At 57.6% G+C, this 24,672-nt stretch carries 20 protein-coding genes; 10 read left to right on the top strand and 10 right to left on the bottom strand.

The features are described from left to right. Window positions 1-207: 207 nt before the first annotated feature. The 3 genes from HMPREF2708_RS11430 to HMPREF2708_RS08695 all read right to left on the bottom strand — a co-directional run bounded on the left by HMPREF2708_RS11430 (window position 208) and on the right by HMPREF2708_RS08695 (window position 2,220). Complete coding sequence (locus HMPREF2708_RS11430) at window positions 208-282, bottom strand: 50S ribosomal protein bL37 (protein ID WP_014300525.1); 75 nt, start codon at window positions 280-282, stop codon at window positions 208-210. A gap of 76 nt (window positions 283-358) precedes the next feature. Beyond that, window positions 359-628, bottom strand: coding sequence for a WhiB family transcriptional regulator (locus tag HMPREF2708_RS08700; RefSeq protein ID WP_005511107.1), 270 nt, complete (start codon window positions 626-628; stop codon window positions 359-361). A gap of 485 nt (window positions 629-1,113) precedes the next feature. Continuing rightward, window positions 1,114-2,220 carry a diacylglycerol/lipid kinase family protein gene (locus HMPREF2708_RS08695; RefSeq protein WP_246840397.1) on the bottom strand — a complete coding sequence of 369 codons (1,107 nt, stop codon included), beginning with the start codon at window positions 2,218-2,220 and terminating at the stop codon, window positions 1,114-1,116. A 100-nt stretch (window positions 2,221-2,320) separates the two neighbouring features. Here HMPREF2708_RS08695 and HMPREF2708_RS08690 point away from each other — a divergent pair, with 100 nt between their 5' ends. After that, window positions 2,321-2,779 carry a hypothetical protein gene (locus HMPREF2708_RS08690; RefSeq protein WP_246840396.1) on the top strand — a complete coding sequence of 153 codons (459 nt, stop codon included), beginning with the start codon at window positions 2,321-2,323 and terminating at the stop codon, window positions 2,777-2,779. Here the strand turns inward: HMPREF2708_RS08690 and HMPREF2708_RS08685 are convergent. After that, window positions 2,776-4,107: an Rv3212 family protein gene (locus HMPREF2708_RS08685; protein ID WP_070833904.1), complete on the bottom strand. Its 1,332-nt coding sequence runs from the start codon at window positions 4,105-4,107 to the stop codon at window positions 2,776-2,778. The two genes, HMPREF2708_RS08690 and HMPREF2708_RS08685, sit on opposite strands and share 4 nt — an antisense overlap. A gap of 69 nt (window positions 4,108-4,176) precedes the next feature. Further along, complete coding sequence (locus HMPREF2708_RS08680; protein WP_070833903.1) at window positions 4,177-5,541, bottom strand: DEAD/DEAH box helicase; 1,365 nt, start codon at window positions 5,539-5,541, stop codon at window positions 4,177-4,179. Window positions 5,542-5,635: 94 nt separating this feature from the next. Here HMPREF2708_RS08680 and HMPREF2708_RS08675 point away from each other — a divergent pair, with 94 nt between their 5' ends. The 7 genes from HMPREF2708_RS08675 (at window position 5,636) to HMPREF2708_RS08645 (ending at window position 17,948) form a co-directional block, all read left to right on the top strand. Then, window positions 5,636-5,860 (top strand): DUF3107 domain-containing protein, encoded by a 225-nt coding sequence (locus tag HMPREF2708_RS08675; protein WP_070833902.1) that lies wholly within the window; start codon window positions 5,636-5,638, stop codon window positions 5,858-5,860. Beyond that, the gene (locus HMPREF2708_RS08670; RefSeq protein ID WP_070833901.1) at window positions 5,860-6,768 is read left to right on the top strand and encodes a DUF3152 domain-containing protein; all 909 of its coding nucleotides are present in this window, start codon (window positions 5,860-5,862) and stop codon (window positions 6,766-6,768) included. The genes HMPREF2708_RS08675 and HMPREF2708_RS08670 overlap by 1 nt, the downstream gene beginning before the upstream one ends. 9 nt (window positions 6,769-6,777) lie before the next feature. Beyond that, a complete protein-coding gene (locus HMPREF2708_RS08665; RefSeq protein ID WP_070833900.1) occupies window positions 6,778-7,629 on the top strand; it encodes a TIGR02569 family protein in 852 nt (283 codons plus the stop codon). A 99-nt stretch (window positions 7,630-7,728) separates the two neighbouring features. Further along, a complete protein-coding gene (locus tag HMPREF2708_RS08660; RefSeq protein WP_246840395.1) occupies window positions 7,729-11,079 on the top strand; it encodes an ATP-dependent helicase in 3,351 nt (1,116 codons plus the stop codon). A gap of 2 nt (window positions 11,080-11,081) precedes the next feature. Further along, entirely contained in the window at window positions 11,082-14,576 is a 3,495-nt protein-coding gene (locus HMPREF2708_RS08655) for a UvrD-helicase domain-containing protein (RefSeq protein ID WP_070833898.1), read from the top strand. A 115-nt stretch (window positions 14,577-14,691) separates the two neighbouring features. Further along, window positions 14,692-15,759, top strand: a complete 1,068-nt coding sequence (locus tag HMPREF2708_RS08650; RefSeq protein ID WP_070833897.1) for a potassium channel family protein — start codon at window positions 14,692-14,694, stop codon at window positions 15,757-15,759. Window positions 15,760-15,878: 119 nt separating this feature from the next. Continuing rightward, window positions 15,879-17,948, top strand: a complete 2,070-nt coding sequence (locus tag HMPREF2708_RS08645) for an ATP-dependent DNA helicase UvrD2 (protein ID WP_070833937.1) — start codon at window positions 15,879-15,881, stop codon at window positions 17,946-17,948. A gap of 26 nt (window positions 17,949-17,974) precedes the next feature. On the opposite strand, the gene HMPREF2708_RS11295 is transcribed toward HMPREF2708_RS08645, so the two are convergent. After that, a complete protein-coding gene (locus HMPREF2708_RS11295; protein WP_236658479.1) occupies window positions 17,975-18,454 on the bottom strand; it encodes a TOMM precursor leader peptide-binding protein in 480 nt (159 codons plus the stop codon). A 524-nt stretch (window positions 18,455-18,978) separates the two neighbouring features. Here HMPREF2708_RS11295 and HMPREF2708_RS08635 point away from each other — a divergent pair. After that, the gene (locus tag HMPREF2708_RS08635; protein WP_016422236.1) at window positions 18,979-19,509 is read left to right on the top strand and encodes a YgjP-like metallopeptidase domain-containing protein; all 531 of its coding nucleotides are present in this window, start codon (window positions 18,979-18,981) and stop codon (window positions 19,507-19,509) included. 4 nt (window positions 19,510-19,513) lie between these two features. On the opposite strand, the gene HMPREF2708_RS08630 is transcribed toward HMPREF2708_RS08635, so the two are convergent. Beyond that, on the bottom strand, window positions 19,514-21,016 hold the full coding sequence (locus tag HMPREF2708_RS08630; RefSeq protein ID WP_070833896.1) for a zinc-dependent metalloprotease: 1,503 nt from the start codon (window positions 21,014-21,016) through the stop codon (window positions 19,514-19,516). 139 nt (window positions 21,017-21,155) lie between these two features. Between HMPREF2708_RS08630 and HMPREF2708_RS08625 the strand changes: the two genes are divergently transcribed. Beyond that, window positions 21,156-22,229 (top strand): YlbL family protein, encoded by a 1,074-nt coding sequence (locus HMPREF2708_RS08625; RefSeq protein WP_070833895.1) that lies wholly within the window; start codon window positions 21,156-21,158, stop codon window positions 22,227-22,229. Between the two features lie 37 nt (window positions 22,230-22,266). On the opposite strand, the gene HMPREF2708_RS08620 is transcribed toward HMPREF2708_RS08625, so the two are convergent. The 3 genes from HMPREF2708_RS08620 to HMPREF2708_RS08610 form a co-directional block, all read right to left on the bottom strand. After that, a complete protein-coding gene (locus HMPREF2708_RS08620; protein WP_070833894.1) occupies window positions 22,267-23,694 on the bottom strand; it encodes an alanine/glycine:cation symporter family protein in 1,428 nt (475 codons plus the stop codon). A gap of 69 nt (window positions 23,695-23,763) precedes the next feature. Further along, entirely contained in the window at window positions 23,764-24,189 is a 426-nt protein-coding gene (locus HMPREF2708_RS08615) for a fluoride efflux transporter FluC (RefSeq protein ID WP_070833893.1), read from the bottom strand. Beyond that, on the bottom strand, window positions 24,186-24,605 hold the full coding sequence (locus HMPREF2708_RS08610) for a fluoride efflux transporter FluC (protein WP_246840394.1): 420 nt from the start codon (window positions 24,603-24,605) through the stop codon (window positions 24,186-24,188). The genes HMPREF2708_RS08615 and HMPREF2708_RS08610 overlap by 4 nt, the downstream gene beginning before the upstream one ends. Between the last annotated feature and the right edge of the window lie 67 nt (window positions 24,606-24,672).

The raw sequence follows: 24,672 nt of genomic DNA, 5'->3' as shown, positions 1-24,672 counted from the left end.
CATGATGCAATGACCGCCTGACCCTACCGCGGGTGAATTCAATTCACGTGTCATAAACCTAGTCACTTTTAGCCCTGTCACCCGTTGAGCTCTCCATTGGAGACACAAAAAACTCCACCCCGTCCTTCGGTGCAATACCGAGTTGTGTCGGGGTGGAGTGAGATGTCTTAGTCGGTGATGGCTAAGACTGCTGCAACTAAGGGCAACTTAGCTGTTCGGACGCTTGCCGTGGTTAGCCTTGTTCTTACGGCGGTCCTTGCGCTTACGGCCACGCTTGCTCATAGCTGGGCTCTCTTTCTATCGGGTTAAACAGGTATCAACCGGTATAGATTACACGGTAAGGGGGTAAGTCTTTTAATTAGACTGCGGTGCTGGTGCGAGTGCGGCGAGTACGGCCGCGGTTGCGACGGCGCTTCAGTGCGCGACGCTCGTCCTCGCTCATGCCGCCCCAGACACCTGCATCCTGGCCGGTCTCAAGTGCCCAAGCCAGGCACTGAGCGGTAACGGGGCAGCGGTTGCAAACGACCTTGGCCTTAGCAATCTGGGCGAGAGCCGGGCCGGAGTTACCGACCGGGAAGAAAAGCTCCGGATCCTCTTCACGACAAACGGCCTTGTGACGCCAATCCATGACAAACTCCTGAAACATTACGAGCCCCGGGTGAGGGCAGGGTTAAATTTCCTTGCGGGAAGGCAGCTCCGGAAATGGATTTCGTCAGACACGACAAATCGCCGTATCTCAACGAGGGTTGGGGTTCATTCCCGGTTGCCCAGGGGTATTAGGCATCTTGGGAGGGGCTACCTGTTGCATCGCCTATGTGACGTGAAAGGTAGTGGGGACTCACCAAAGAGTTTGCGCCTAAAAAGGCGAGACTTGCATGGTTGCACATCCAGTGAACTGCGTGCCTGTCTCGCTGACGATTTACATGTTTTCACGACTGGAGCGGTTCGTAAAGAGCAAAATGAATAAAAGTGCCAAACCTCACAGAAAAGTGAAGTTTTGGTTAAAACGCCAGGTCAAAACTAGCCCCTTGTGGGGGTGATTTTAGTTTTGGTAATTGCAGTAGTAAGGGTGTATAGCGCGTTTTTGTTGGCTTGTCAGTGAACAGTTGCAGCTTAAGCCGGGTTTGCCTCGGTCTTTTGGCTAGTACTGAACAGGCGGCGTGTGCGATCCATGGCCTTTTTGGTCACCACAACGAGCAAGCGCTCGTCCACGGGGCGGGTAGCGACCTTCTTGGTGAACTGGTCCTCGGTGTAATCGTCGGCACGCGCCACAAAATTGATTGCGCCTTGCTTAACGCGGATGTTGAGGCAGTCGCACTGATCGATGTACTCGCCGTCCAGCTGGAGACGAAGTGGAGCAGTAGCGGTGAGCTGGATGCGCTGAGCGTTGTCAACGCGTCGTTCGCGGGCTTCTATGTGGAAGGGGGAGCGCAGTCGGGTGAAGAAACCGGCCAAATTGGCTGCGGCGACAAGCCCCGTCACTCCCTTTAAAGAAGTGAAGCCATAAAACCCCAGACCCCTGCGCAGTGACACAGTGGGGTTGGTGACGATGGGGAGGTCGCCGAGGAATGTCCATGGATTGGAGTTGGACACCACAGCCATTGCGAGATCGCGGCCAAATTCCTTGCCGTCGATAGTTGCGGTGATTTGTGGCGGGCTTTTGCGCAACTCGTTCCATGCGGTGAAAATTGCCGGCAAATAGCGCACGGCTTTGGCGCGGGTACCGTTATGTCGGAGCTGTTCCATGGTGGAAATGACTTCCGCATCGATGCCGATACCGGCATTGACGACGAAGCATCGCTCTGCTGCATGTCCAACGCTAATAGCGCTCCGGGTTCGGGAGCGCAGCAGGCTTGCGATGTACCACGCGGCATCTACGGGGTCGCGGGGAATGCCCAACGCACCTGCCAAGACGTTGGCGCTGCCGGTGGGAATTGTCGCGATGGCAGGCAGTTCCGTGGCAGACAGTGCGGAGAATGGGTTGGAGTCCATGAGCCCATTGACAATCTCGTTAATGGTTCCGTCGCCGCCGAGAGAAATAATGACGTCGTAATCGCGAACCGTTATTCCCGCCACCATTTCCTCAGCATGGCCGGAGTAAGCGGTGAACATGGATGTCAAGCGGATCCCCTCGACTGAGCGAAGCGCCCGCACAATGCTGGGCATGCGTCGAGCAGAGTTACTGGTCGAATTCGGATTGGAGATTAGCAACGCACGCACAGGCACCAAGAGTAGTGCATGAACAGACTTGTGATGGATGCATTGGCCGACTTGCCTCCAGGGTGTATTCATCGGTTCCCGCCGGGCTAACATGTAGGGCGTGAGTAACCAGAAAAACAGCAGCAATGCGTCCAAATCGCGTACTACTGACCAGCTTGCGGTAGCTGACGGACCGATGGCCGCACCTCAGGTTGTCATGGCCGGTGCGTGGATCGGCGTCGCCGAATGTGCCCTCGGTCTGGGCTACGGAGTCTTCCTTCTGATTCGTGATTTGATGGGGTACCGCGACGAGGCCGCGGTCATTTCCGGTTGGGGTACCGCGCTGTGGTTCTTTCTCATTTTTGGCTCGGTTCTCGCTGGTGCGATTATGTTGCTGCGTGGCGCCCGTTGGGGGCGCGGACCGATTATTATGCTCAACCTCTGCTTGCTGGGTGTGGCCTATTACATGTTCCGCTCGAGCGCTTTTCTGCTGGCTCTGCCGACAGCGGCAGCTTCAATTGCGGCGCTGGTCTGTATGTTTAGTCCGAAGGCGATTGACTGGGCTGCCCGCTCTTTTTAAATTTCGATGACGAACGCGTCGACTGACTCACCGCGTTGAACCAGTAGCGTGTCACCGACAACCGCAAGGCGCACGGGCAGTTCCGGCTTGTCCGCATCATTTGCTTGAGTGGACTTCGCAGCTGCAGGCAACGGGAGTGTGCCGATAATTTCGAGAGTTGAGGCATTCAATACCGCGACTCCGTCAGCGACTGGCATGAAAACATGCTCACCCCATGGAGCTGGGGTCCCTGTGGCCTCAGGAAACTCGAAATCCGGTGCCAGGGTGCTCGGACGGAAGCCAAGTAATCCACGTGGCGACCACCACGTCATGTGATGGGGGAGATCCGTTGTAAAAGGCGCACGCGGGGCATCGCCGTCGGAGTTAGCTTCAGCCGGTGCTGGACGCAGGGTAGTCTCACCCAGCGCCAATTCAGTTAGCATCGTGCCGTCCATACGAAAAACGCGGATGCGATTGTCTGCCAGTACCGCTGCCGTGTCCTGGCCAATCGATACCAGCGACATATCTGCAGTTACTGGACCAAGGTCAATATCACTCTTGACCTCTGGTTTCCGCGATTCCTCCGGATTTGCCACCTGCATGACCAGACGTCCGTGACCATCGCAGTTGTTTACAACGGCCAGCAGCTCCACGCGTGTGAGCGCACTGATAATCGAACACTCTGGATGTGGCTGCATCTTCGGTTCCGGAGATGCTGGAACCTTGCCGTACTCGACTACGCGGACCAAGTCAGAGCGCCACAGCTCCAGGAATCCAGAGTCGTAGACGCCCGCGTATGAATTCGAGCGCACGACGGCAGGGCTGTCAGCAGCAATCGATTTTCGGGTCGCGACATACTGCCCCGAGTCGGGTTTGAGTGCAACGGTCTCACCGCAGTCAGCTGCCCCACGAAAAGTCGCGAAAACTTGGCCATCACTGCCCGAGAGCGCACACAGCGGAATATCTCGCCGATAGTGCCAGCGCTCCGTGCCGTCGTTAAGCGAGATAGCACGCACGCCCCGGTCCTCAGCAACGATGAGAGAGTTGTCCATCACCAGTGGCGCCGGAGAGATGGTGTGCGTGCTTGTGCTTGCCGACGATTCGGCGGACCACACCGGCCGGAGAGTATGTGGCATTGCCTCCGGATCGTTCGCAGCCGGGGCTTGCATTGCCGAGCCGACAGAAGCCGTCGTTTCAGTGCGATCGACCTTGCGGGCCGGGGAAGCGACCCATGTCCAACCGATGACTAGCACTACGGCGATGATGAGAATGACTGATGCGATTCGATTTCGACGCAGTCGGGTCTCTGCAGTAGTGGGCTCAGCGTTGGCTTGTGGTGACTGCAGCACGGTTGGAATGTCCTGTCGACGAGTGGTCGTGGAGAGAAGTGAGGCGGGGGAGTCGGCACGCGCAGCAGTTTAGCTGCGACGATGAGAATTGGAGTGGCCGTCCCGCCTTGAGTTTCGTCCGTGGCCGCGATTCCGATGATGAGGCTGTGAGCGGTTGTTTCGCGGACCTCTTCCGCCATGCCCGCGAGGTGGTCGGGAACCCAACACCGGGCGGGCTGGCCCGACTTTCTCATCGATTCCCTCGGGGATGTCAAGAGCTTCGGCGAGCTCGGGGGAGGTGGAAAACCACGTCGGAATCTCGGCCATGTCCAGGTCGAGAGCATCTGAAATAGCCTTCCACTTTGCGGTCTCATCCCAGCCGACGAGTGTAACGGCGACACCACTGTGTCCCGCGCGTCCGGTGCGGCCGATGCGGTGGACATAGGTCATTTCGTCATCGGGCACCTGGTGGTTGATGACGTGGGTGACATCGTCGATGTCGATACCGCGAGCCGCGACATCGGTTGCGACCAGGACGTCGACGTCGCCATTGCGGAACGCCGTCAGTGAGCGCTCACGTGCAGGCTGACCCATATCGCCGTGGACGGCGGTGACCAGGAAGCCCCGCTCGCCGAGCTGCTCAGCAACGGAAGCGGCACCACGCTTCGTACGAGCAAAAATGATGGTGCGACCACGACCGTTGGCTTGCAGGATGCGGGCAATGACTGAAACCTTATCCATTTGGTGCGATTGGAAAACAATCTGCTTAGTGGTCTCATGGACAGTGGCCTCTTCCTCGCCTGATTCAGCGCGGATGTGCACCGGGCGATTCATAAAGGTACGTGCGAGAGTCAGAATTGGGCCCGGCATTGTTGCCGAGAAGAGCATGGTCTGACGTTCATCCGGCACCGCAGCCAGAATCTTCTCGATGTCCGGCAGGAAACCCAAGTCGAGCATTTCGTCGGCCTCGTCGAGAACCAAAATCTTTACGCCTGACAGCTCGAGATTATTGCGCTGGTAAAGATCGATGAGGCGGCCCGGAGTGCCGACGATGATGTCCACGCCGCGGTCTAGCTGTTCAATCTGTTCCTCATAGGGGCGGCCACCGTAAATGGTGCATACACGCAGATTGGTTGAGTGCGCAGCGCGGGCTAAGTCCTCGCCGACCTGCACGCATAGCTCACGGGTGGGAACGACGATGATTGCGCGGGCAGTGCCATCTGGTTCTGGAATGCGGGCGTCATCAAAGACGCGGTCAATGAGGGGGACACCAAAACCAAGGGTTTTTCCCATGCCAGTACGGGCTTGGCCGATGATGTCCGTGCCGTCGAGCGCCAAGGGCAGCGTCAGTTCCTGGATGGCAAATGTGCGGTTGATTCCTTCGTCGGCGAGTGCGTCGCAGATTTCCGCGGCGACCCCCAATTCGACGAATGTCGGGGACTGGGACTCTGCCACGGCGACTCCTTTGCTGTTTGTAACCTCACGTGACACGACGGCTTAATCGGTCTCTCTAATCCTAGCCGCTTTGGGAATGGTTATGATGTCACCTATGGACATCACTATTGGATTTGCAGACAATACGCGTGAGCTGAGCATTGAAAACGTCGCTGGTGGCGAGGAGGTCAAGGCTGCGATCTCCCAGAAGCTGGCTGCTGGCGAAGGTGTGATTGAGCTCAGTGACAGCGCTGGTCAGGAGTACCTGATTAATGCTGACAAGGTCGCCTACGTCCGTACCGGTAATAACGCAGACCGTAAGGTTGGCTTCTTCGCCTAATGACGCAAGAACCCTTTCTCGTACGCATTGCAAGGAGTTGGGGGTGGCGAGCCTATGCCATCCCCGTACTTGTGGTGCTCACAGTCATCATTCTCTTCGACATCTTCACTGCTGAAGATGGTTCTTCAGGTTCCGGCAATGGCACTGTCGCCTCGCAGAGTGGCAATAGTCGCCCTGGTCCGGTGCCTGGTGAGGGGTACGGTGATGGCTACGAGGGAGGACAGTTGCCGCCTGGTCCGGCCTTTGCCACGGAACCCTCGGGAAATTTTAAAGATGTCACCGTGGCGCATCCCCGTGTCGGGGAGGGGCGCCGCAATGCGATCAGGTATTCCGTGGAAATTGAAGACAACATTGATGTTCCTTCGATTGGCGGCGAGCGCGCCTTTGCGGAGACGGTGAACTCGATTCTGGCCGATCCACGTGGCTGGACAGCTGATCCAGATTTTTCCTTCGAGGCGGTACCTAGCGACCAGAATCCGACGATTGTCGTGCAGCTTTCCGCGACTGGAACCGCGCATCAGCTGTGCGGAAACACCTTGGGAATGGAGACCTCCTGTTACCTGTCTGGGCAGCGGGAAGGTGAGCCTGGGCGTGTGGTCGTCAGTATCGCCCGGTGGGTTCGAGGTGCCCTGCCTTTTGAGGGGGACATGGGACTGTATCGCCAATACCTTATTAACCACGAGGTTGGTCACGGACTTGGGTACGCGGTTCACGAGCCCTGCCCGAGGGACGGCGGTATCGCGCCAATCATGATGCAGCAGACCCTGAGTGTGTCGAACGATGAACTGCATGAAATCGACAGCAGCGAGGTCTATCAGATCGATGGCAAGACGTGTTCTGTCAACGGCTGGCCGTATCCATTTGGGGCGGACGACGATACGGCCGCACCGACTCAGAAAGCAAGGTAGTAGCAGATTATGATTGCCACTCCTCCCGACCGTGTTTTAGAGGCCTTTGGTGCCGAGGGCGAGCCGCATCGTGCCGGGCGAGCTTGGGACAATGGCTGGGTCTACGACGATTCCATTGTCCTTTCGCCGGTACATAATTCGGCGCAGGCGCTGTGGTCAGCAAAGGTTCGCAGCGCGCTAGATGTCGATGGCGTCCGAGTAGCGAAATCCGTGCGTACCAGTGACGGCCGCTTGGTCATTGCTGGGTGGCAGGCCCGTCATTTCATCCCGGGGGGATTCGCGCCACGTGCCGATGAAACCATTGTTGCCGCTGGTCGCGTGGAAGAGTCGCTTGCCAGTATTGAACGGCCGCAGTTCCTCCTTGATAAGGAGCCCGATTACTTCGTCATGTGTAATCGCGCAGCTTGGGAATCTGACCCAATCGGCATCCTCGAGCAGCTTCTTGACGCGGATAGCGTCCCCCGCGCCGATTGCGCCGAGGCTCTCACGATCTCCGGTGATCTTCTCCAGTTGCGGGCAGAGATGGTTGTGCCAACGGAGCTTCTGCAGGTCTGTCACGCAGACCTCGTCGGCACGCTGCTTTACGACGGCACGGCCGCCCCAGTTCTCACCGATATCGTGCCAGTATGGCGTGTCCGTGGTTGGACAGCTGCCTTAGCGGCAGTGGATTGTCTGTCCATGATGGGTGCTGATGAGGAGCTACTGCGGCGCTTCGATCATTTGCCGGATTTCGGTCAGTTGCTCGTTCGTGCGATGTGCTATCGACTTTTTGTCCACGCTGTTAGTCCGGAATCGCAGCCGGGTGCGTATCGCGGTCTGTTTCGCGCGGCTTCGCTGGTTCGCGCATTTGTGTCTAAGTAGCGCCGGGCAGTATTTACAGTCGTTTCGGGGCGGGGGTATTTCCCCAGTTTCGAATGGATGTTCGAGCATTGGTCCGGGGGTTGTGCCACAATGGTGCACATGAACGTAGATGGAATGCCGAAGGTTCGGTTCGTCCAGGAGGAACCTCCTCGTCGTCGGCAGTGGTTGGGTACTGCGGCAGAGGCGCTTTTCCCTTCCCATAATCAGGCGCTCGTGGTAGAGAACAAGCTTGTAAACCAGTCTGTTGTGCGCGTTTTAGGCGGCCCAGGGACTGGCAAGAGTTCGCTGCTGGCAGATCTCGCGGTGGACTACATGCAGGCGGGCATTCCGTCGGACAGCATTTTGGTGGTGTCGCAGTCAAAAGAGGCCGCCGCGGATTTGAGGCGGGATATTGACAGGCGTTTTTCCTCTGAACTGGGGGAAGACGGTTCGTTCGGGGCAGGTCAAGGTGGAATGGTGCGTGCCGTGCATTCACTTGCCTATGCAGTAGTACGTGATTCCGCCGTCAGTCGGGGAGAGCCTGAACCGTCGTTGACCACAGGTGCACGACAAGATGCTGTCGTGCGGCAGCTTTTGGCCGGTCATGCGGAAGATGGTGGTGCGTATTGGCCAGAGCGGTTGCGCCCGGCTCTTCCATTAGTCGGTTTTTCCCGTGCGGTTCGTGATTTTCTGCTGCGCGCAGCTGAGCGAGGGATTGATGCCCCGAGACTTCAGCAGCTCGGCGTGGACTATGGCATTGAGTCGTGGTGCGCGGCTGGCAAGTTTATGGCGGAGTATCAGCAGACTATGCGGTTGGCGTGGGAGCCCAGCTTGAACGCAGCAGAGATTGTCTCTGCGGCATTGATGGAGCTGGATGCAGACGCGCAAGCACTGGCTCGGTGGGGAAAGTCGGTGGTGCTGGTCGATGATGCTGAACACCTATCGCCGGAGGCTGCGCGTCTTGTGGATCGGTTTGTGTCGCAGGCGGCGGTGGCCGTCATTACTGGTGATGAAGATCAATCGGTATTTCACTTCCGCGGTGCTAATAATGACTATCTCCGGGGGATTGGTGAGGCCGAGTACAAGGCAATCCACTTGCAGCAGTCTTACCGCTGTAACGCTGAAATCGCGGATTTAGTCAACGCAGTTTCTCAGCGCTTGCCTAAGGCTCCTGCATACCGTGGCATTGTTGGTTCAGTTGGAGCACAAGAAGCTAGTGAATTCGAAGTTGGAAACAACAGCGAGACCGTCGCAGCGGAAAACTCGTACGCAGCTAAAAGTGCAGTAAAAATAGCTATTCATCCCTCTGAACGTGCACAGCGAGCCACAGTCGCGGACTACTTCCGGCGCCTTCATATTGACGAGGGGGTGGCATGGAAGGATATGGCGGTCATCGTCCGGTCCGGTGCAGGGGAGTCCTCTCTGTTCCGTGCATTGTCGCGTGCGGGTGTGCCTGTGCAGATTGACCCAACGGACATCGTGCTAAGTCATCAGCGATTGGTGCGAGCGCTGATGGTGGCGTTGCGGGCAACTATGAACCAGCTCGATGACGTGGAGTGGGACGAGTTTCTCTCCGGCCCACTGGTTAACATGGATCCGATTGTCAAAGAGCGTCTGCTGCGCGGAATCCGAAAGGCCGACCTGTTCGGTGGGGCCGCGATGACTCAGCTCATCGGAATCTTGAAGGCAGATGGTCTCACAACTGAGCAGCTGGAGCTTATTGAGTCTCTGTCGCAGCGTGAACGTCAGGCGCTGCAGGTGCCGCTGGATCTGTTGAGCGCAGCGCGTGAAGCGTTGCGTGATGGTGTGGAAGCAACTTTGTGGGCAATTTGGCAGTCCACTGGTTTGGCAGACCATCTGGTGGCGGCATCGTTGCGCGGCGGTACAGCTGGAGCATCGGCTGACCGCGACTTGGATGCTGTGATGGCACTGTTCGACTTTGCTGGTGACCGTGTGGAGCTGAATCCAAAGCTGACGGTTGACGGTTTTATCGCTTCTGTGGAAGAGCAGGAGCTGCCCATCGGCGCACGTGACCGTAGCGGGGTAGAGCGCGACGCCGTGCGCATTCTCTCAGCGCATGCGGCTCTGGGCAGGCAGTGGAAGGCAGTAGCAGTTGTCGGAGTACAGGAAGGCCTGTGGCCCAGCCTCGGTGTGACTGGCTCGGTGATGAAGCAGAACGAGTTCATCGGTCTCGTCGACCACGGGATTGAACCGCGGGAGTACATCAATTCCATGGCGGATGCGCTAGCGGAGGAACGTCGTTTGCTGCACGTCGCGGTATCACGGGCGAGCGACAGGGTACTGCTGACCGCAGTCGATTCTCCTGATGATGTTGGAGTTCCCAGTCCGTTTGTTATCGAGCTCGTTGAAAAGCTCGGTAATTCGGCGACGGAGCTGGCGAAGCAGTCGGAAGCCTCTTCGGCTGCGAACGGAGTCGGGGCTACGGCTAATGAAGCAAACGCCGGCAATTCGGATGTTGCAGAGGCAGAAGATTCCAAATGGGCCGGTGAAGGCCTGCCACGGGTGCTCTCTGTGGAGTCACTGCTGGCAGAACTGCGTGCAGCCGTAGTAGACGATGCGGAGACTGAGACGCGGCGTCGACAAGCTGCACGTCAACTCGCGCGATTGGCACAGGTTGAGGTTGCTGGCGCACATCCGGACACCTGGTGGGGGCTCCGTGCACCGTCGACCTCGAAGCCGGTAAATGACAAGAAGCCGATGAGAATCAACCCTTCCAAGGTGGAAGCAACCCTGAGTTGCCCGCTGAAGGCCATGCTGGATAAATCAGCACCGACATCGGCCATGTATTTGGGCTCTCTACTTCATCAGGCGGTAGAAGCCGTAGCCAAGGGAGTGACTGTGCCTGAGGCGCAGTCCGAAATCCGGCGTGTTTTTGGTGACCTGTCCGATGATCCGGAGTGGCGTAAGCGTACTGAGGAAGAGACCTGGTTGACAGCGCTGGAGGATTGGCAGCGGTGGATTGAGACTAAGAAAGATATCGGGACCGAGGTTCCGGTAAAAGTCACCATCAACGATGACATCGTGATTGTCGGACGAATTGACCGGTTGATTGAAGACGCTGATGGTGCAGTTCAAATCGTCGATATTAAAACCGGTAAGACAGCGCCCTCCGGTAAAGAAGTCGAAGAACACGCACAGCTAGCTACATATCAGCTGGCGTTGTCGAAGGGGAAGCTCGTTGAAAGCGGAGATGGGCTTGCTGTGGACAACGGCGAAGGCATTGAACAATCGGGGGCGTACCTGGTATTTCCGCGAAAGTCACACAATAAGACCATTATCACTAGCCGAGAACAGTCAAAGCTCACGGAAGACAAGTTGGCTGACTGGGAGCGTCGCGTGGAGCAGGTAGCACGTGCGACGTCTGGCCCGCGTGCCTTGGCGCTCGCTGGTGATCATTGCAAGTTCTGCACGCTTTCGAAGGCGTGCCCGGCAGCAGAAGGGAATCGGTAGTCATGTCGGAGGAACGAACCATCATTGATCCCGTCACCCTGTCGGAGATGATGGGCCAGGACTTTCCGCCCACCCCGCAACAAGCGGCGGTAATCGGTGCACCGATGGAACCAATGCTTGTTGTCGCCGGTGCCGGTGCTGGTAAAACAGCGACAATGGCTTCCCGTGTCGTGTGGTTGGTCGCCAATGGCTTTATCCGCCCAGAAGAAGTTCTAGGCTTGACCTTCACCAGGAAGGCAGCGCGCGAGCTCGGCGTCCGTATCCGCCAACAGCTCAATGCGCTTGCTTCCTCTGCCGCATTTCGTGCACAGGCTTCACCAGAGGTACTAGCAAGCCTCGAGGTCATTGCCCCAACCACGCTTACTTACGATGCCTATGCCTCTGAAGTCGTGAGCAATTATGGTCTTTTGCTGCCGACGGAGCCGGGGGTCACCATTATGGATGGCGCGACGCAGTGGCAGTTGGCCTGGGAAACCGCTCGTAATGTGAAGGAAATTGATGTCGATATTGCACCATCGACGCTGGCCAGCCGCATTATTGAGCTGGGGTCGAACATCGACTCAAACCTTTCGTCACCGCAGGCGATTCGCGAGGAAACCGAAGCGTTCATCAGCAATATTGAGCAGACCCCGCAGAAGGGTAAACGCGAGGGGCTAATTGGCAATCTACAGGGCATCGTCGATAAGCAGCGAGAGAGATTAGAGATTTTGCCGCTGGTAGAACAGGTTCGAGCTCGGTGCAATGAAGAAAATGTCGCCACCTTCGGTATGCAGATGGCTCGTGCGGCCCGGCTAGCCACCGACTTCGCGGAAGTCGGGGAGGAGGAGCGGCGTCGCTTTAAGATCATCATGCTCGACGAGTACCAGGACACGTCGCACACACAGCGGCTGTTCCTGCGTGCGCTGTTCTCCGGTGGTTGTGTCACCGCTGTCGGCGATCCGATGCAGGCAATTTATGGCTGGCGAGGAGCAACTGCCGAAAACCTTGTGCAGTTTGTCAATGATTTTCCGCGGTCGGATGGGCAGCCAGCGGAGAAAAAGCAACTGACCATTTCTTGGCGAAATCCGCAGTCAGTTCTGCAGCTTGCTAACGCAGTCTCCGACCGTGCTTTCGCGGGGCAGGCTCGTACGGTAGAGGCACTGGATGCCGGTCCAAAAGCAGGTCAGGGTGAAGTGCAGCTTGCTTTCACCGCAACCGGTGCGGAAGAAGTTGCATACATCGCAGATTGCATGGAGGCGCAATTACGCGAATGTGAAGCAGCTGGCAACAAGCTCGATGCCGCCATCCTAGTTCGGACAAATGCTGAATCGGCTGTCTATTTAGATGCACTGTCTGAGCGGGGTGTGCCTGCAATCATTGTGGGACTCGCTGGATTGCTGCATTTGCCCGAAGTCATGGATATCACCTCGGTGATGAAGATATTGGTCGACCCCAGTTCAGACCAGGATGCTCTGCGTCTGCTGCTCAGCCCACAGTTCAATTTGGGTGCCGCAGACGTGGAGGCGCTTCGCACTCGTGTAAACCAGCTGGCAATGGCAGGCAAGGACGAGTTGGCTCGAAAAAAGGGCAACGTCGAAGAGACTACAGACTCCTCACCGCTTTCCCAGCTCGCTCGCCAGTATGACAAGCTCGTGGAAGATGCCGAAGCAGCATCGTCCGCGGTGGGGCTGGGGCACGCCATCGCCGACCCGGATATTCGTTTTTACGACGGCACCCCGCTGGCGCGCGGCAGTGTGGAAAAAAATGGGCGGTTGGTCTGCAGCGAGTCACTGAACTACACAGATGAAGCAATGGCGCGCATCGCACAGTTGGGTGCAAGCCTACGAAAACTACGTCGGTTCTCGCTGAATAAGCCTCTGCCGGAACTGGTCGAGGACATCGCTACTGAGTTTGGAATTCGCGTAGAAGCAGCGGCTGGACAGTACGGTTCCGCTACCGCGATAACCAGGCCGACGACTGCGCATCTGGATAGGTTTGTCGATATCGCTGCGACGTATTCGCAAAATATCTCGGACGATGTGACAGGGTTTTTGAACTATCTGGAATTCGCTGTTGAACACGATGATGGTTTGGAACGGGCACCTATGAACATGCCGGAAAACTGCGTCCAAATCATGACTATGCACAAGTCAAAGGGGCTGGAGTGGGAAACGGTTGCCGTTCCGGGCATCACCACCAGCAAGTTCGACAAAGTTGATTTGTCATCGTGGCTCACCAATTCAGTTCAGCTGCCTCCTGGTGCAATTACTCAAGTGGATCCGTTAACGGCTAGTGCAGAAACAACAGAGGATGCAACACAGCTTGCAGCAAACGATTGGGCTCCCGTCGCTGATTCTGTCGATAGCAATGCCCCCGAACTGGATATATCAGGCGCAGATAACCAGACCGACCTCAACAAGGTGATCAAAGCCTACAAGGAAGAGCTACGAGAAGTGGAACGGGAAGAAAAACAGCGCCTCTTCTACGTTGCCATGACTCGCTCTGCAAAAAAGCTCATTATTACTGCAAGCAGGCGGCCTAATCCGAGCTTGAAGAACCCCACTGACGTGTCGGCAGACTTCGCAGCCATCGCCACGCAATTCAGTGACTATGTGGTGTCGTGGACTGATGGGGAGGACCCCGAGGTAGAGGAAACCGAAGTCGATCTGAACTGCGACACTGCGGTTGATGGGGTGGTCTGGCCCGTTGATACGCTGGGGAACCGCCGAGATAGGGTGCAGCGAGCAGCCGAAAGCGTCATGCAGTACATGGGCGAGAACCAGGATGAGCGTCCCATTGCAGGTGACCTGTCTGAGGTATGGGAAACGGAAACGACCATTCTCGTGGATGAAATCCTTCGGGCTAAGGCCGCGGAGATTCATCTACCAATGCCGACAAGCATGTCCACAAGCGAATACCAAGCCATGATTGCGGATCCGGTCGCGTTTGCTCGTCGGAAAGCACGCCCGGTGCCGTTTAAGCCAAACCGATTCGCCCGCCGAGGTACGGCATTCCACGCTTGGTTGGAAAATCGCTTCGGTGCACACAGCCTGCTGGACGATGAGGATCTGTTCGGGGATCAACTGGATGACTTCCTCGGCACAGAACAAGTCGCGTCCGAACGCGAACTTGAGAAGTTGAAGGCGAATTTCGAGGCATCCGAGTGGGCTGACCGCACGCCAGTGCATGTGGAAGTGCCGTTTGAAATTGCTATTGGGCAACGGCGGGTCGTCGGCCGAATCGACGCGGTGTTTAAGGACAACGGGAAGTGGAGCGTCATTGACTGGAAGACAGGCCAGATGCCACGCGGAAAGGAAAGGGAAGTAGCGGCGCTACAGCTGGCGATTTACCGCCTGGCGTGGTCGGATAGGCTGCGCGAGATGGGAATGGAAACGGCCTCCGAGGACATCGAAGCCGGGTTCTTCTACGTCTCGGCAGGACGGACGCTAATACCAGATGAAGCGCTGCTGCCAAGCAGGATAGAGTTGGACAGGAAAATGCGCGAGCTGATTGGATAATCATCTACGTATGTAACTGCCGCGTGGCCGTGGCCAGTTATCCAGGTGAAAGCAGCAGTTTGTATGCGCTATTTTTCACCTGGAGGAGTTTTCATGAAAGGCAGGCGAGGAGCGGTTGCGTAATCCAATTCGGAAATCTTCGGGATACGAAGCCGGGCTCAATGATCTTCCCGGGCATGCACTGCTGGGAGTCATTGGGCTGCCCGAGTCCGCGCCGAAGAATCCTTGGCGGCTAATCATACGTCGTTTGAACTACGCCGTATTTTTGCTGCTCATTGCATCCGTCGTGGTCTACTACGACCGCAACGGATATACGGAGCCTCTCACCTTCATCGATTCGGTGTATTACTCGGCTGTCAGCCTGTCAACGACGGGCTACGGTGACATCACGCCGGTGACACAGAGGGCTCGATTACTCAATATTTTGATCATTACGCCACTGCGTGTGGCCTTCCTTGCTCTCTTGGTCGGTACTACTCTGACCGTTTTGACCCAAGAGTCTCGGAAAACCCTGCAAATTCAGCGCTGGAGGAGACAGTTGCGCAACCACACCGTCGTTATCGGATACGGCACCAAGGGTCGTTCTGCCATTGCAGCTCTTCTCGCGGACGGCGTAGATCCGGCAGAAATCGTTGTCATTGATACGGACAAGGAAGCACTCGACCACGCTTCGAATCAAGGCTTGGCGACGGTGCATGGGTCGGCTACTAAATCCGATGTGCTGAAGTTAGCTGGTATTCAGCGTGCCCGCTCTATAGTCGTTGCACCGAACAAAGATGACACAGCGGTGCTGGTCACGTTGTCTGTCCGCGAGTTGGCACCGGGTGCCTCAATTGTGGCTTCAGTGCGTGAATCAGAAAACCGCCACTTGTTGACGCAGTCAGGTGCAGACCAAGTGGTCATTTCTTCTGAAACCGCCGGCCGAATGCTGGGGCTGGCCACGGTGACTCCTTCGGTGGTGGAGATGATGGAAGACCTCCTGAGCCCGGATGAAGGATTCTCTGTTGCAGAGAGGCTCGTCACCGAAGAGGAAATCGGTGCCAGCCCACGGCACCTCGCGGATATTGCACTCGGTGTGGTGCGCTCGGGTGAGCTGTACCGAATTGATTCACCAGAGTGTGAATCGGTGGAGCCAGGCGACCGGCTGCTGTACGTCCGCCGTGTCTACAGCAATGACGAATAGCACTCGACCAGTTTAAAAATGGGGTCTAACAACTTTTGACTTACTCAGAGGCGGATGTGAACGAGCCGGAATATCTAGCTGGGCTGGATCCAGATCAGCGCGAGGCAGCCACGGCTCCGATGGGGCCGGTGTGCATTCTTGCCGGAGCCGGTACAGGTAAGACCCGAACAATTACTCATCGCATCAAGTACCTCATTGACCAGGGGTTTGTGCAGCCGCAAAAGGTATTAGCGGTGACATTTACCTCGCGTGCCGCAGGGGAGATGCGCGACCGCCTGGCAAAGATGGGAACGCCTGGAGTCCAGGCGCGTACTTTCCACTCGGCATCACTTCGCCAGCTGCGCTACTTCTGGCCCCAAGTCGCCGGTGATATGCCCTGGCAGCTGTTGGATGACAAGAAATTCCGTGTTGTCGCCCAAGCAGTACGTCGAGTGGGCCTGGACACCTCTAAGGAAACAATCCGAGATGTCATGGGCGAGATTGAGTGGGCGAAGGCCACTCTGGCCGGTGCGGATCAGTACCAAGCCGCGCTGCGGGAGCATGGGCGCACGGCGCCTCTGTCTGCGGAGAAAATTGTCGATTGCTATCGCGCTTACGAGGACATAAAAACCACCCCGGACGGGCTATTGCTCGACTTCGACGACCTACTCATTCACACCGCCGGTGCGATGGAGAATTCCCGTGCAGTGGCGGAGGAATTCCGCAACCAGTATCGGTGCTTCGTCGTCGATGAGTACCAGGATGTCACCCCGTTACAGCAGCGAGTTCTCAACGCCTGGCTGGGAGACCGTGACAACCTGACAGTTGTCGGGGACGCCAACCAGACGATTTACTCTTTCACAGGTGCGACTCCGCAATACCTGATGAACTTCTCTCGGGACTACCCGGAAGCCACAGTGGTCCGCCTGCAGCGGGACTACCGATCGACCCCACAGGTCGTCGAGCTGGCCAACAATGTCATCGGCCGTGCGCAGGGACGTATCGCCGGCTCGCGGCTAAAGCTGATTGGGCAGCGTGAAGACGGCCCGGAGCCGACTTTCAATCAGTACGACGATGAGCCGATGGAAGCTCGCGCGACCGCGCGCAGCATCAAGCGACTTATCGACGCGGGTACGCCGGCATCGGAGATTGCCGTTTTGTACCGCATCAACGCACAGTCCGCAGTTTTTGAGCAGGCTTTGTCCGAGGTAGGAGTCGCCTACCAGGTTCGTGGCGGGGACGGTTTCTACCAGCGTCCCGAGATCCGCGATGCCATCGCAGCACTTGTGCGAGTTTCCCGTTCCTCACGGACTGTTCCGACATTGCAGGGCACGAATCTGTTGGATTTGGTCAAGCAGGTTTTCGCGGGTCTTGGCATGACTGACCAAGAGCCGGAAGGCACTGGTGCCAGGGAACGTTGGCAGTCACTGCGCGCCCTATTCGACCTGTGTAAGGACATCGTTCATGCCAACACCGAGGTCAATATCCAGGCGCTCCTCGGCCAATTGCACACTCGGCAGCAGGCCAAGCATCCGCCGACGCTGGATGGCGTGACGTTGGCTAGCCTGCATGCAGCCAAGGGGCTGGAGTGGGATGCGGTGTTCCTCGTTGGGCTTACCGACGGTTCGTTGCCTATCCAACATTCGCTGAATAAATTCGACCGATCTCCTGCACAGGGGGCGGAAGCCATCGAAGAAGAGCGCCGTCTGTTCTATGTCGGCATTACTCGAGCCCGCGAACATCTGGAGCTATCTTGGTCATTGTCGCGGACAGAAGGCGGCCGCAGGTCACGTCGCCGCACACGATTCCTCGATGAACTCGACATTGATGTCTCTGACTACTCGGCGGAGGCACAGCGAAGCTCAAGGAGCTCTAGTTCCCGTGGTAAGCGTCAGCAGTCCAAACAGTGCAAGGGCTGCACTAAACCATTGCACACCGATGCGGAGCGGATCTCAGGGCGCTGTGAAGAGTGCCCGGTCAGTGCGGATCCTGCGCTACTGGAAGCATTGCGTGCATGGCGCCTGGAAATGTCGAGGGAAATGACTGTCCCCGCATTCGTGATCTTCTCCGATGCGACCCTTCTGGCCATCGGTGAGCAGCAGCCGACTACGCCGGAGGATCTTCTGCAGATTCCCGGAATTGGAGAAGCGAAGCTCAATCATTTCGGCGAAGGCATCTTGGGAATCGTCAATTCTTTTGTGAATTCCTAGTCAGATTCTGCTCAAGGCACTTCGAATTACATGAACTGCATCTGCGAGTTGCCATGACCACACACTGGGCACTGCGGGTGGGGAGCAACCGTAGTGCGGGTGATATCGAGGCTTTCCAGATCTATGCGCACCTCTGTCGCACATAGATCTGAGAGGTCCGGTCGCCGCAGCTGCCCAACCAACAGCGGCACCGCTGTGTTCAGCCATTCCGGTGCGGTCACGGGCGTAAAAGTGCGAAGCTGTAGCGCAATCAGTGCCCGGACGGGGTCGCGGTCTCGTCGATAAGCTTCGAAACACATCGAGCAGGGCCCTTGACCTGGCTGAACAAGCGGCCCAAGAATCAGTGCTCCATCGCGGAAATGCGTGTGCAGATGCTCAATTCCACGATGAAACAGAGCGCGAACCAAGGGCATGCTCGGTACTTCCATGCCCGTGACCACCGCGAGCCCGATGTCTTCCGGCGTGGATTGAGATATTTTCAGCGTCGCATTGCGAGTGGGCGACATTGCCGTCGTCCAACTACCACAACCCGTGCGACGAAGCTCTTTTAAAAGTCCAGTGCGCAAACTGTCCCGACCGATCAGTGTAATCCGCCGCCGTGTCGGTGGTTTTTGGACCAGTGCGGCTCGGTGAAGGTCGGAGATAAGTGCTGTAATGAACTGTGGTGACAGTTTGTCGTGACTGTCAGCAAAGGCCTCGCTTAAGGTACTACCTCTATGAGCTGCAAGAAGTGCCGAGAAGACAGGCCCCGGCGGGGTGCCGTCGGAAAGCGGCAGAATCATGCTGCGCTCCGGTTCCACGCCGAACTGAATCCGCGCGCCTGGGCGCATGATAATCGGTATCTCCGGCCGCAGTGCGTAGTCCGTGGTAGGCGCGGCAAGCGTTTGTGCTGCGGGTGCGTCCGAACCTATTACGTCAGCCGTACCATCCCGCCCCCGAGAAGTATCCCTGTATTCCCCCATAAAAATATCTTTTACCCCGGGGCCAGCTTTTGCGCAATCGCAGGGCAGAGCATATACGCTTAAAAAGCATGAGCACCAAGCGACCTGAGTACGGCCCGGATGTTGAGGTTCGGCGCTCGAAGCGCCGCCGCCGTACTGTGTCCGCCCGCGCGGAGGGAAACCGGATCATTGTCATGGTTCCGGACGACCTCAGCGCCGCTGCGGAAAAACAGCAGGTCAATGAAATTGTGGCGCGAGTGCGGAAGAAAGTTGGCAGCAACCTGGATAATTCCGAGCTGGAGCGCCGCGCGCGGCTGCTCTCGCGTACGGTGCTGGAAGATCGCCCGCGGTTTGAGTCAATCAAATGGGTCAAGAACATGTCGCGCAGGTGGGCATCGGTCACCGGTGGCGTCGATAGTCCGGGGCGTATTCGCATTTCGCACCGGCTTGCCGACGTCCCGGGGTACGTCCTCGACGATGTCATTGTGCACGAACTGGTGCACACTTTCGTCGACGGTGGTCATACCGAAGAGTTCTGGTATTGGGCGGCAAAAGCCCCGTACCACGAACGGGCACGGGGCTATTTAGAGGCGTATCAGCGCTGGGGAACCCAGAGCTAACTAGCTACTTATCGTCGTCGGTGTCGCCAGAATTGTCCTCGTCGGTGTCACAGTCCTTGCCCTCAGCCGCGCGTTTTTCGGCTTCTTTGCGCAGCTGTTCTTCAAGCTCTGCGATCGGGTCGAAGTCATCGTTGTCCGAGCCGCCAAGAACCGAGTCAATAAAGGCCGCGGGTTCATCCAAATCTTCTGCTACGGGCAGGAAGTCCGGGTGATCCCAGACCTTGTCACGTCGCTCGATGCCCACAGCGGTGGTCAGGCGGTGCCACAAGTTGGTTGCCTCACGCACCTTGGGGGAGCCGAGGTCAATGCCGGTGGCCTTCTCCATCGCCTGTTCAGCACCTTCGGTGGCGCGGCGACGACGCCAGGCTTCATCGAGTTGTGCGGCACCCGGTAGACGCTCACCGAGGGCATCGGTGACAACCATGTCCACCCACCCTTCGACCAGTGCTAGCAGCGTCTGGAAACGAGTACGAGCATTCTCGTTACGAGAACGAATCTTCGGGCTCAGATCCATATTCTGCAGCTGACTCATAGCCTCCTGCATACGCTGCGGATCCTGCATGTTCTCAATATCCAGACCGCGGGCGGCCTCTTCGATCGCGGAGTAGTCGATGACGATGCCGGCGGCGTACTCCTCGACAGAGGAAATCATTCGTTCCGCCAGCCATGGCACGCGGTCGTAAAGACGTTGGTGTGCAGCTTCGCGGGCAGTGGCGTAGATAAACAGATCGCGCGCTGGAACCTCGAGTTCCTCTGCGAGAGCAACTAGATGTGTTGGCAGCAGTACCGCCGCACCAGTGGTGTGTAGCGGCAGCCCGAGGTCAGAACCCGTCAGGCTCGTCTGTGCCAAGTCAGCCAGCGCATTTCCTAGCTGAGTACCGAAACTCATCGAGTTCATCTGGCGCATGATGCCCAGCATCGGGCCCATCATCTCGCGAGCTTCCTCTGGAACGCCCTCGAGGGAGGCATCACTCATGCGGCTGGCGACGGGATCGACAAGGCGAGTCCATGTCGACTTGGTGTTCTCCAACCACTGCAGGCTATTCCACGCTTCTACGCGGTTGACACCAGCGGGAAGGGAGGTGACGTCATCTAGCCACAGTTCGGCCAGGCGCAGGGAATCAGCCAGCGCCTCGCGGGCCGAGTCCTTCACCGGAGCTGGGTTACCAAGACGGGTCCGTGCAACGCGCTCGGCCGCGTCGTAGTTGACAGGGCCAGAGTTAGACTCCTGGAATCGCTGCCCCATGCCGGAGAACATCTCGCCGAACTGGTTGAGAATATCGCCCAAGTTCGGCTGTTCTCCTTTGCCAGAGGCGCCGCTGCCGGGCTGCCCGGGGCCGCCGAAACCGAAGCCACCGGCGCCGCCCATGCCGCCGAAGGGAAACCCGAAGAAACCGAAAGGACCGCCCTGGCCGCCCTGACCGCCCTGGCCGGAGTCATTGTCGCCAGCGTCGTCACGATTGTCATCATTGTCGTTCGGACCAAAGCCAAATCCGTTAGAACTCATGCTCCCACCGTACCGGGCAATGCCCCGCGTGAGTACTTAAAAGCACCACTTTATTGGCAACTTCGCGCCCAGCGAACAGACACGGACAAGATTCATCAGGTGTCCAGTAGGCAGATAGCGAGAATGTAGGGTGTTATTTGTGAATCGTCGTACCCAAACTCTTGTTGCGGGCGCTGTGCCCATCGCCGCGTTGGCAACTGTGCTTTCGCTGCCAACGCTGACAGTGCCCTATGCCGCGCAGGGGCCTGGCCCGGTCTTCGATGTCCTCAGCGATGTCGAGGGAAAGCGCATTATCTCGGTCAGCGGCAGTGCTGCGGACTCCGAACGCTCTAAGGGCATGCTGGATATGACAACCGTCGCAGTCAGGCATAACTTGACATTGCCACAGGTCATTGGCCTGTGGTTTGATCGTGACAACGATATCGTCCCCATCGAGGCGGTCTTCCCTCCGGGCCAGAGCCAGGACGAGGTGGAAGAGGAGAACAAGGCTGCATTCACCGAGTCGGAGGCCAACGCCACCTCCGCTGCACTGGCACATCTCGGGTTGCCGATGGAAGTCACCGTCGCCTACACAGTGCCGGATAGTCCCGTTGATGGGCGACTGCATGAAGACGATGTGATTCTCGCAGTGGATGGGGTGGCAGTAAGCAAGCCCGAGCAAGTCAAGGCGATTATTGCCGGACGCAACCCGGGCGATACCGTCACGTTGAGGGTCAAGTCTGCGACCGTCGATAAGCAGAAGGCTGCTAAGGGCGAGGACTCTGCCCCCGAGAAAGCCGTCGATATTTCTGTGACACTGGCGGAAAACCCGCATCAAAAGAATGCCGCGCTGCTCGGTGTTGGGATGGGGGCACAATCTGCGGGCGACACCAAGGTTGAGTACCAGCTCAGCGGCATTGGAGGTCCGTCGGCAGGGCTCATGATGACGCTTGGAGTGATTGACAAGCTGAGTCCAGGCGATCTGACCGAGGGACAGCACCTCGCTGGCACCGGCACTATTGACGCTGCCGGCAACGTGGGCGAAATCGGTGGCATTACACACAAAATCTCGGCTGCCCGAGATGAGGGTGCCGAGATGTTCTTCGTGCCGGAAGGCAATTGCACAGAAGCTGTGACTGCCGACCGAGGCGATATGAAGTTGATAAAGGTCTCTGTGCTTGACGACGCGCTTGCGGCAATCGAAAAGCCGGAGACCGCGCAGACCTGCTCGTAGTTTTGCCGTAGGCCTTACGGGCAGCTGGTAGTTTCAGTTAGTTCTTGCTGAAAGCCTCGAAGTCTTGCTGAGACTGCCATTTGTCGATTTCCGCAGCCGTTGCACGAAGCTGAGGGTCAAATTCGAGGTATGCCTTTGTCTCACGCGCGATGAGCCCGGACAGGACAATCAGACCGATGAGGTTCGGCAGCGCCATCAGGCCGTTGAGGGCCGAGGCGACGGACCAGACGGTTTCCAGCTGAGTTACCGCGCCGACGAAGACCACGCAGGTGAAGACCGCACGGTAGAGGCCGGTGCCGCGGCGACCGACCAGGGACTCGAAGGCGCGCTCACCGTAGTAGGACCAGCCCAGCATGGTGGAGAATGCGAAGAAGACAACCGACAGCGTGACGATGGTGCCACCCCAGTGGCCCGGCAGACCGCGGGAGAATGCCTCAGCGGTCAGAGCGCCAGTGTCGACGTTGCCATCCTGCCAAACACCGGTGCTGATGATAACCAGGCCGGTGAAGGACACGACGATGATGGTGTCAATGAAGGTCTGAGTCATGGAGACCAAACCCTGACGAACTGGGTGAGTTGTCGATGCGGCGGCAGCGGCGATAGCACCGGAACCCAGGCCCGACTCGTTGGAGAACAGACCGCGGGCAACACCCATCTGCAGGGCGAGAATGAGCGTGGATCCTGCGAACCCACCAACGGCCGCGGTGCCGGTGAAAGCATCGGTGAAGATGAGCTTGAAGGTTTCGGGCAGCGCCGAGACATTGGCGACGAGCACCCACACGGCCGCACCGATGTAGAGCACAATCATCATCGGCACAAAGCTGGCGGTGATGCGGCCAATCGACTTAATGCCACCCATCAGAGCCGCACCTACCAGGATGAACATAATCATGCCGGAGAGAGTCGGATCGACGTCGAAGCTGTTTTCCAGGTTCGAGGCCACGGCATTGCCCTGGGTTAGGTTGCCGATACCAAACGCCGCCAGCGCAGCGAAGACGGCGAAGAGAATGCCCAACGTCTTACCAAAACCATTCGGGATGGCCTTGCGCAGGTAGTACTGTGGACCGCCGGACTGTTCGCCAGCTGCATCGGTCTGGCGGTACTTTACGCCCAGGAATGCCTCGGAGTACTTCGATGCCATACCTAGCAGGCCAGTTACCCACATCCAGAACAGCGCACCGGGTCCACCTAAGCCAATTGCGGTAGCGACACCGACAATGTTGCCGACACCGACAGTTGCTGCGAGAGCCGTCGCAAGCGCCTGGTAGTTGGTGATATCTCCCTCGGCGTCGTCGTCGTTACGGTCGATGAGTCCGAGGCGCAGTGCCGGGCCGAGTTTGACCAGGTGAATTGCGCCCAGGCGAATGGTCAAGATGATTCCGGTGCCGATCAGCGCGGGGATGAGGAGGTACGGACTCCAAATAAAACTATCCGCCGCTGAGGCAAAATCGCTGAAGCTTTCCATGCTGTGGAACTTTACTGGTAGAAAGCCTAAACCCAATCATTAAATTCTCAGAAAATGATTATTGTGCTACTAATTCGCCACAAGTGGGGGTAAACGCATTCCTGCGAAAGCAAAGATTATTCCGCCAATCAGTGTGAGAGCAACGTACCCACATGCCCTCCAAAAGTGTTGGTTTTTAAGGCCTGTGATCTCTCCGGCGAGTGTGGACCACGTCGACAGGCCGCCGGCGAAGCCAATCATTACCGTCGCATAGGCGAGGGCAGGTGTCATGCCATTGCTTATCGACGTTCCCCGCGACCACACCACAGCAGCGACACCGGCGACGAAGCAGGCAATCATATTCGCGGTCCACGTTCCGGGCAGTTTGGAATCAGTCCACTTCACCGCAAGCTCGGCCAGCGCATAGCGCAGCGCTCCGCCTACTGCTGCGCCAACTGCGATAGCGAGGATGGCAGAGAGCGCCGAGGAAAAAGAACTGAGGAGATTGCCGGTCATTCCGCAACCTCCCGTGCGCACTTGGTCCCCAGCCAGTAGGCGAGGGGACAGCACAGCAGGTGAATAAGCCCAACGCTCACAATCAGCACGACTGACGTGTCCGCGTGCACCAACAAGAGAATGACAAATGCGGAGAAAGTGGTGAAACCGCCACAAAAGCCAGTACCGCAGAAAGCGGAAAGCCGAGGACTAGCAAACGCGATACTGCTGACCAGGCCGAAGAGAAAGCAGCCCAACAAGTTGATGACAGTGGTCGAAACTGCGCTAATTCCCGAGCTCACAATCGCATCGATTGCCGCTCCGAGCAGAAAGCGACTTACTGCGCCAATAGCGGCGCCACCGGCCACGACCAGAGCCATGAGAACCTGCGCTCGTCCTGCTGATGGCAGTTTCGCAGCGACAGATTCCTCATTCACGGTGAAAACGCTAGCACAGTGGTTAAAAGGGGAGGTAGGCGCCGACAATTCGGAATCTTTCACGAGA

This window comes from Corynebacterium sp. HMSC073H12 (assembly GCF_001837775.1).
Classification (GTDB): domain Bacteria; phylum Actinomycetota; class Actinomycetes; order Mycobacteriales; family Mycobacteriaceae; genus Corynebacterium; species Corynebacterium amycolatum.
The sequence above is the reverse complement of the archived record's forward strand: the minus strand, read 5'-3'. Positions and strand labels throughout refer to the sequence as shown.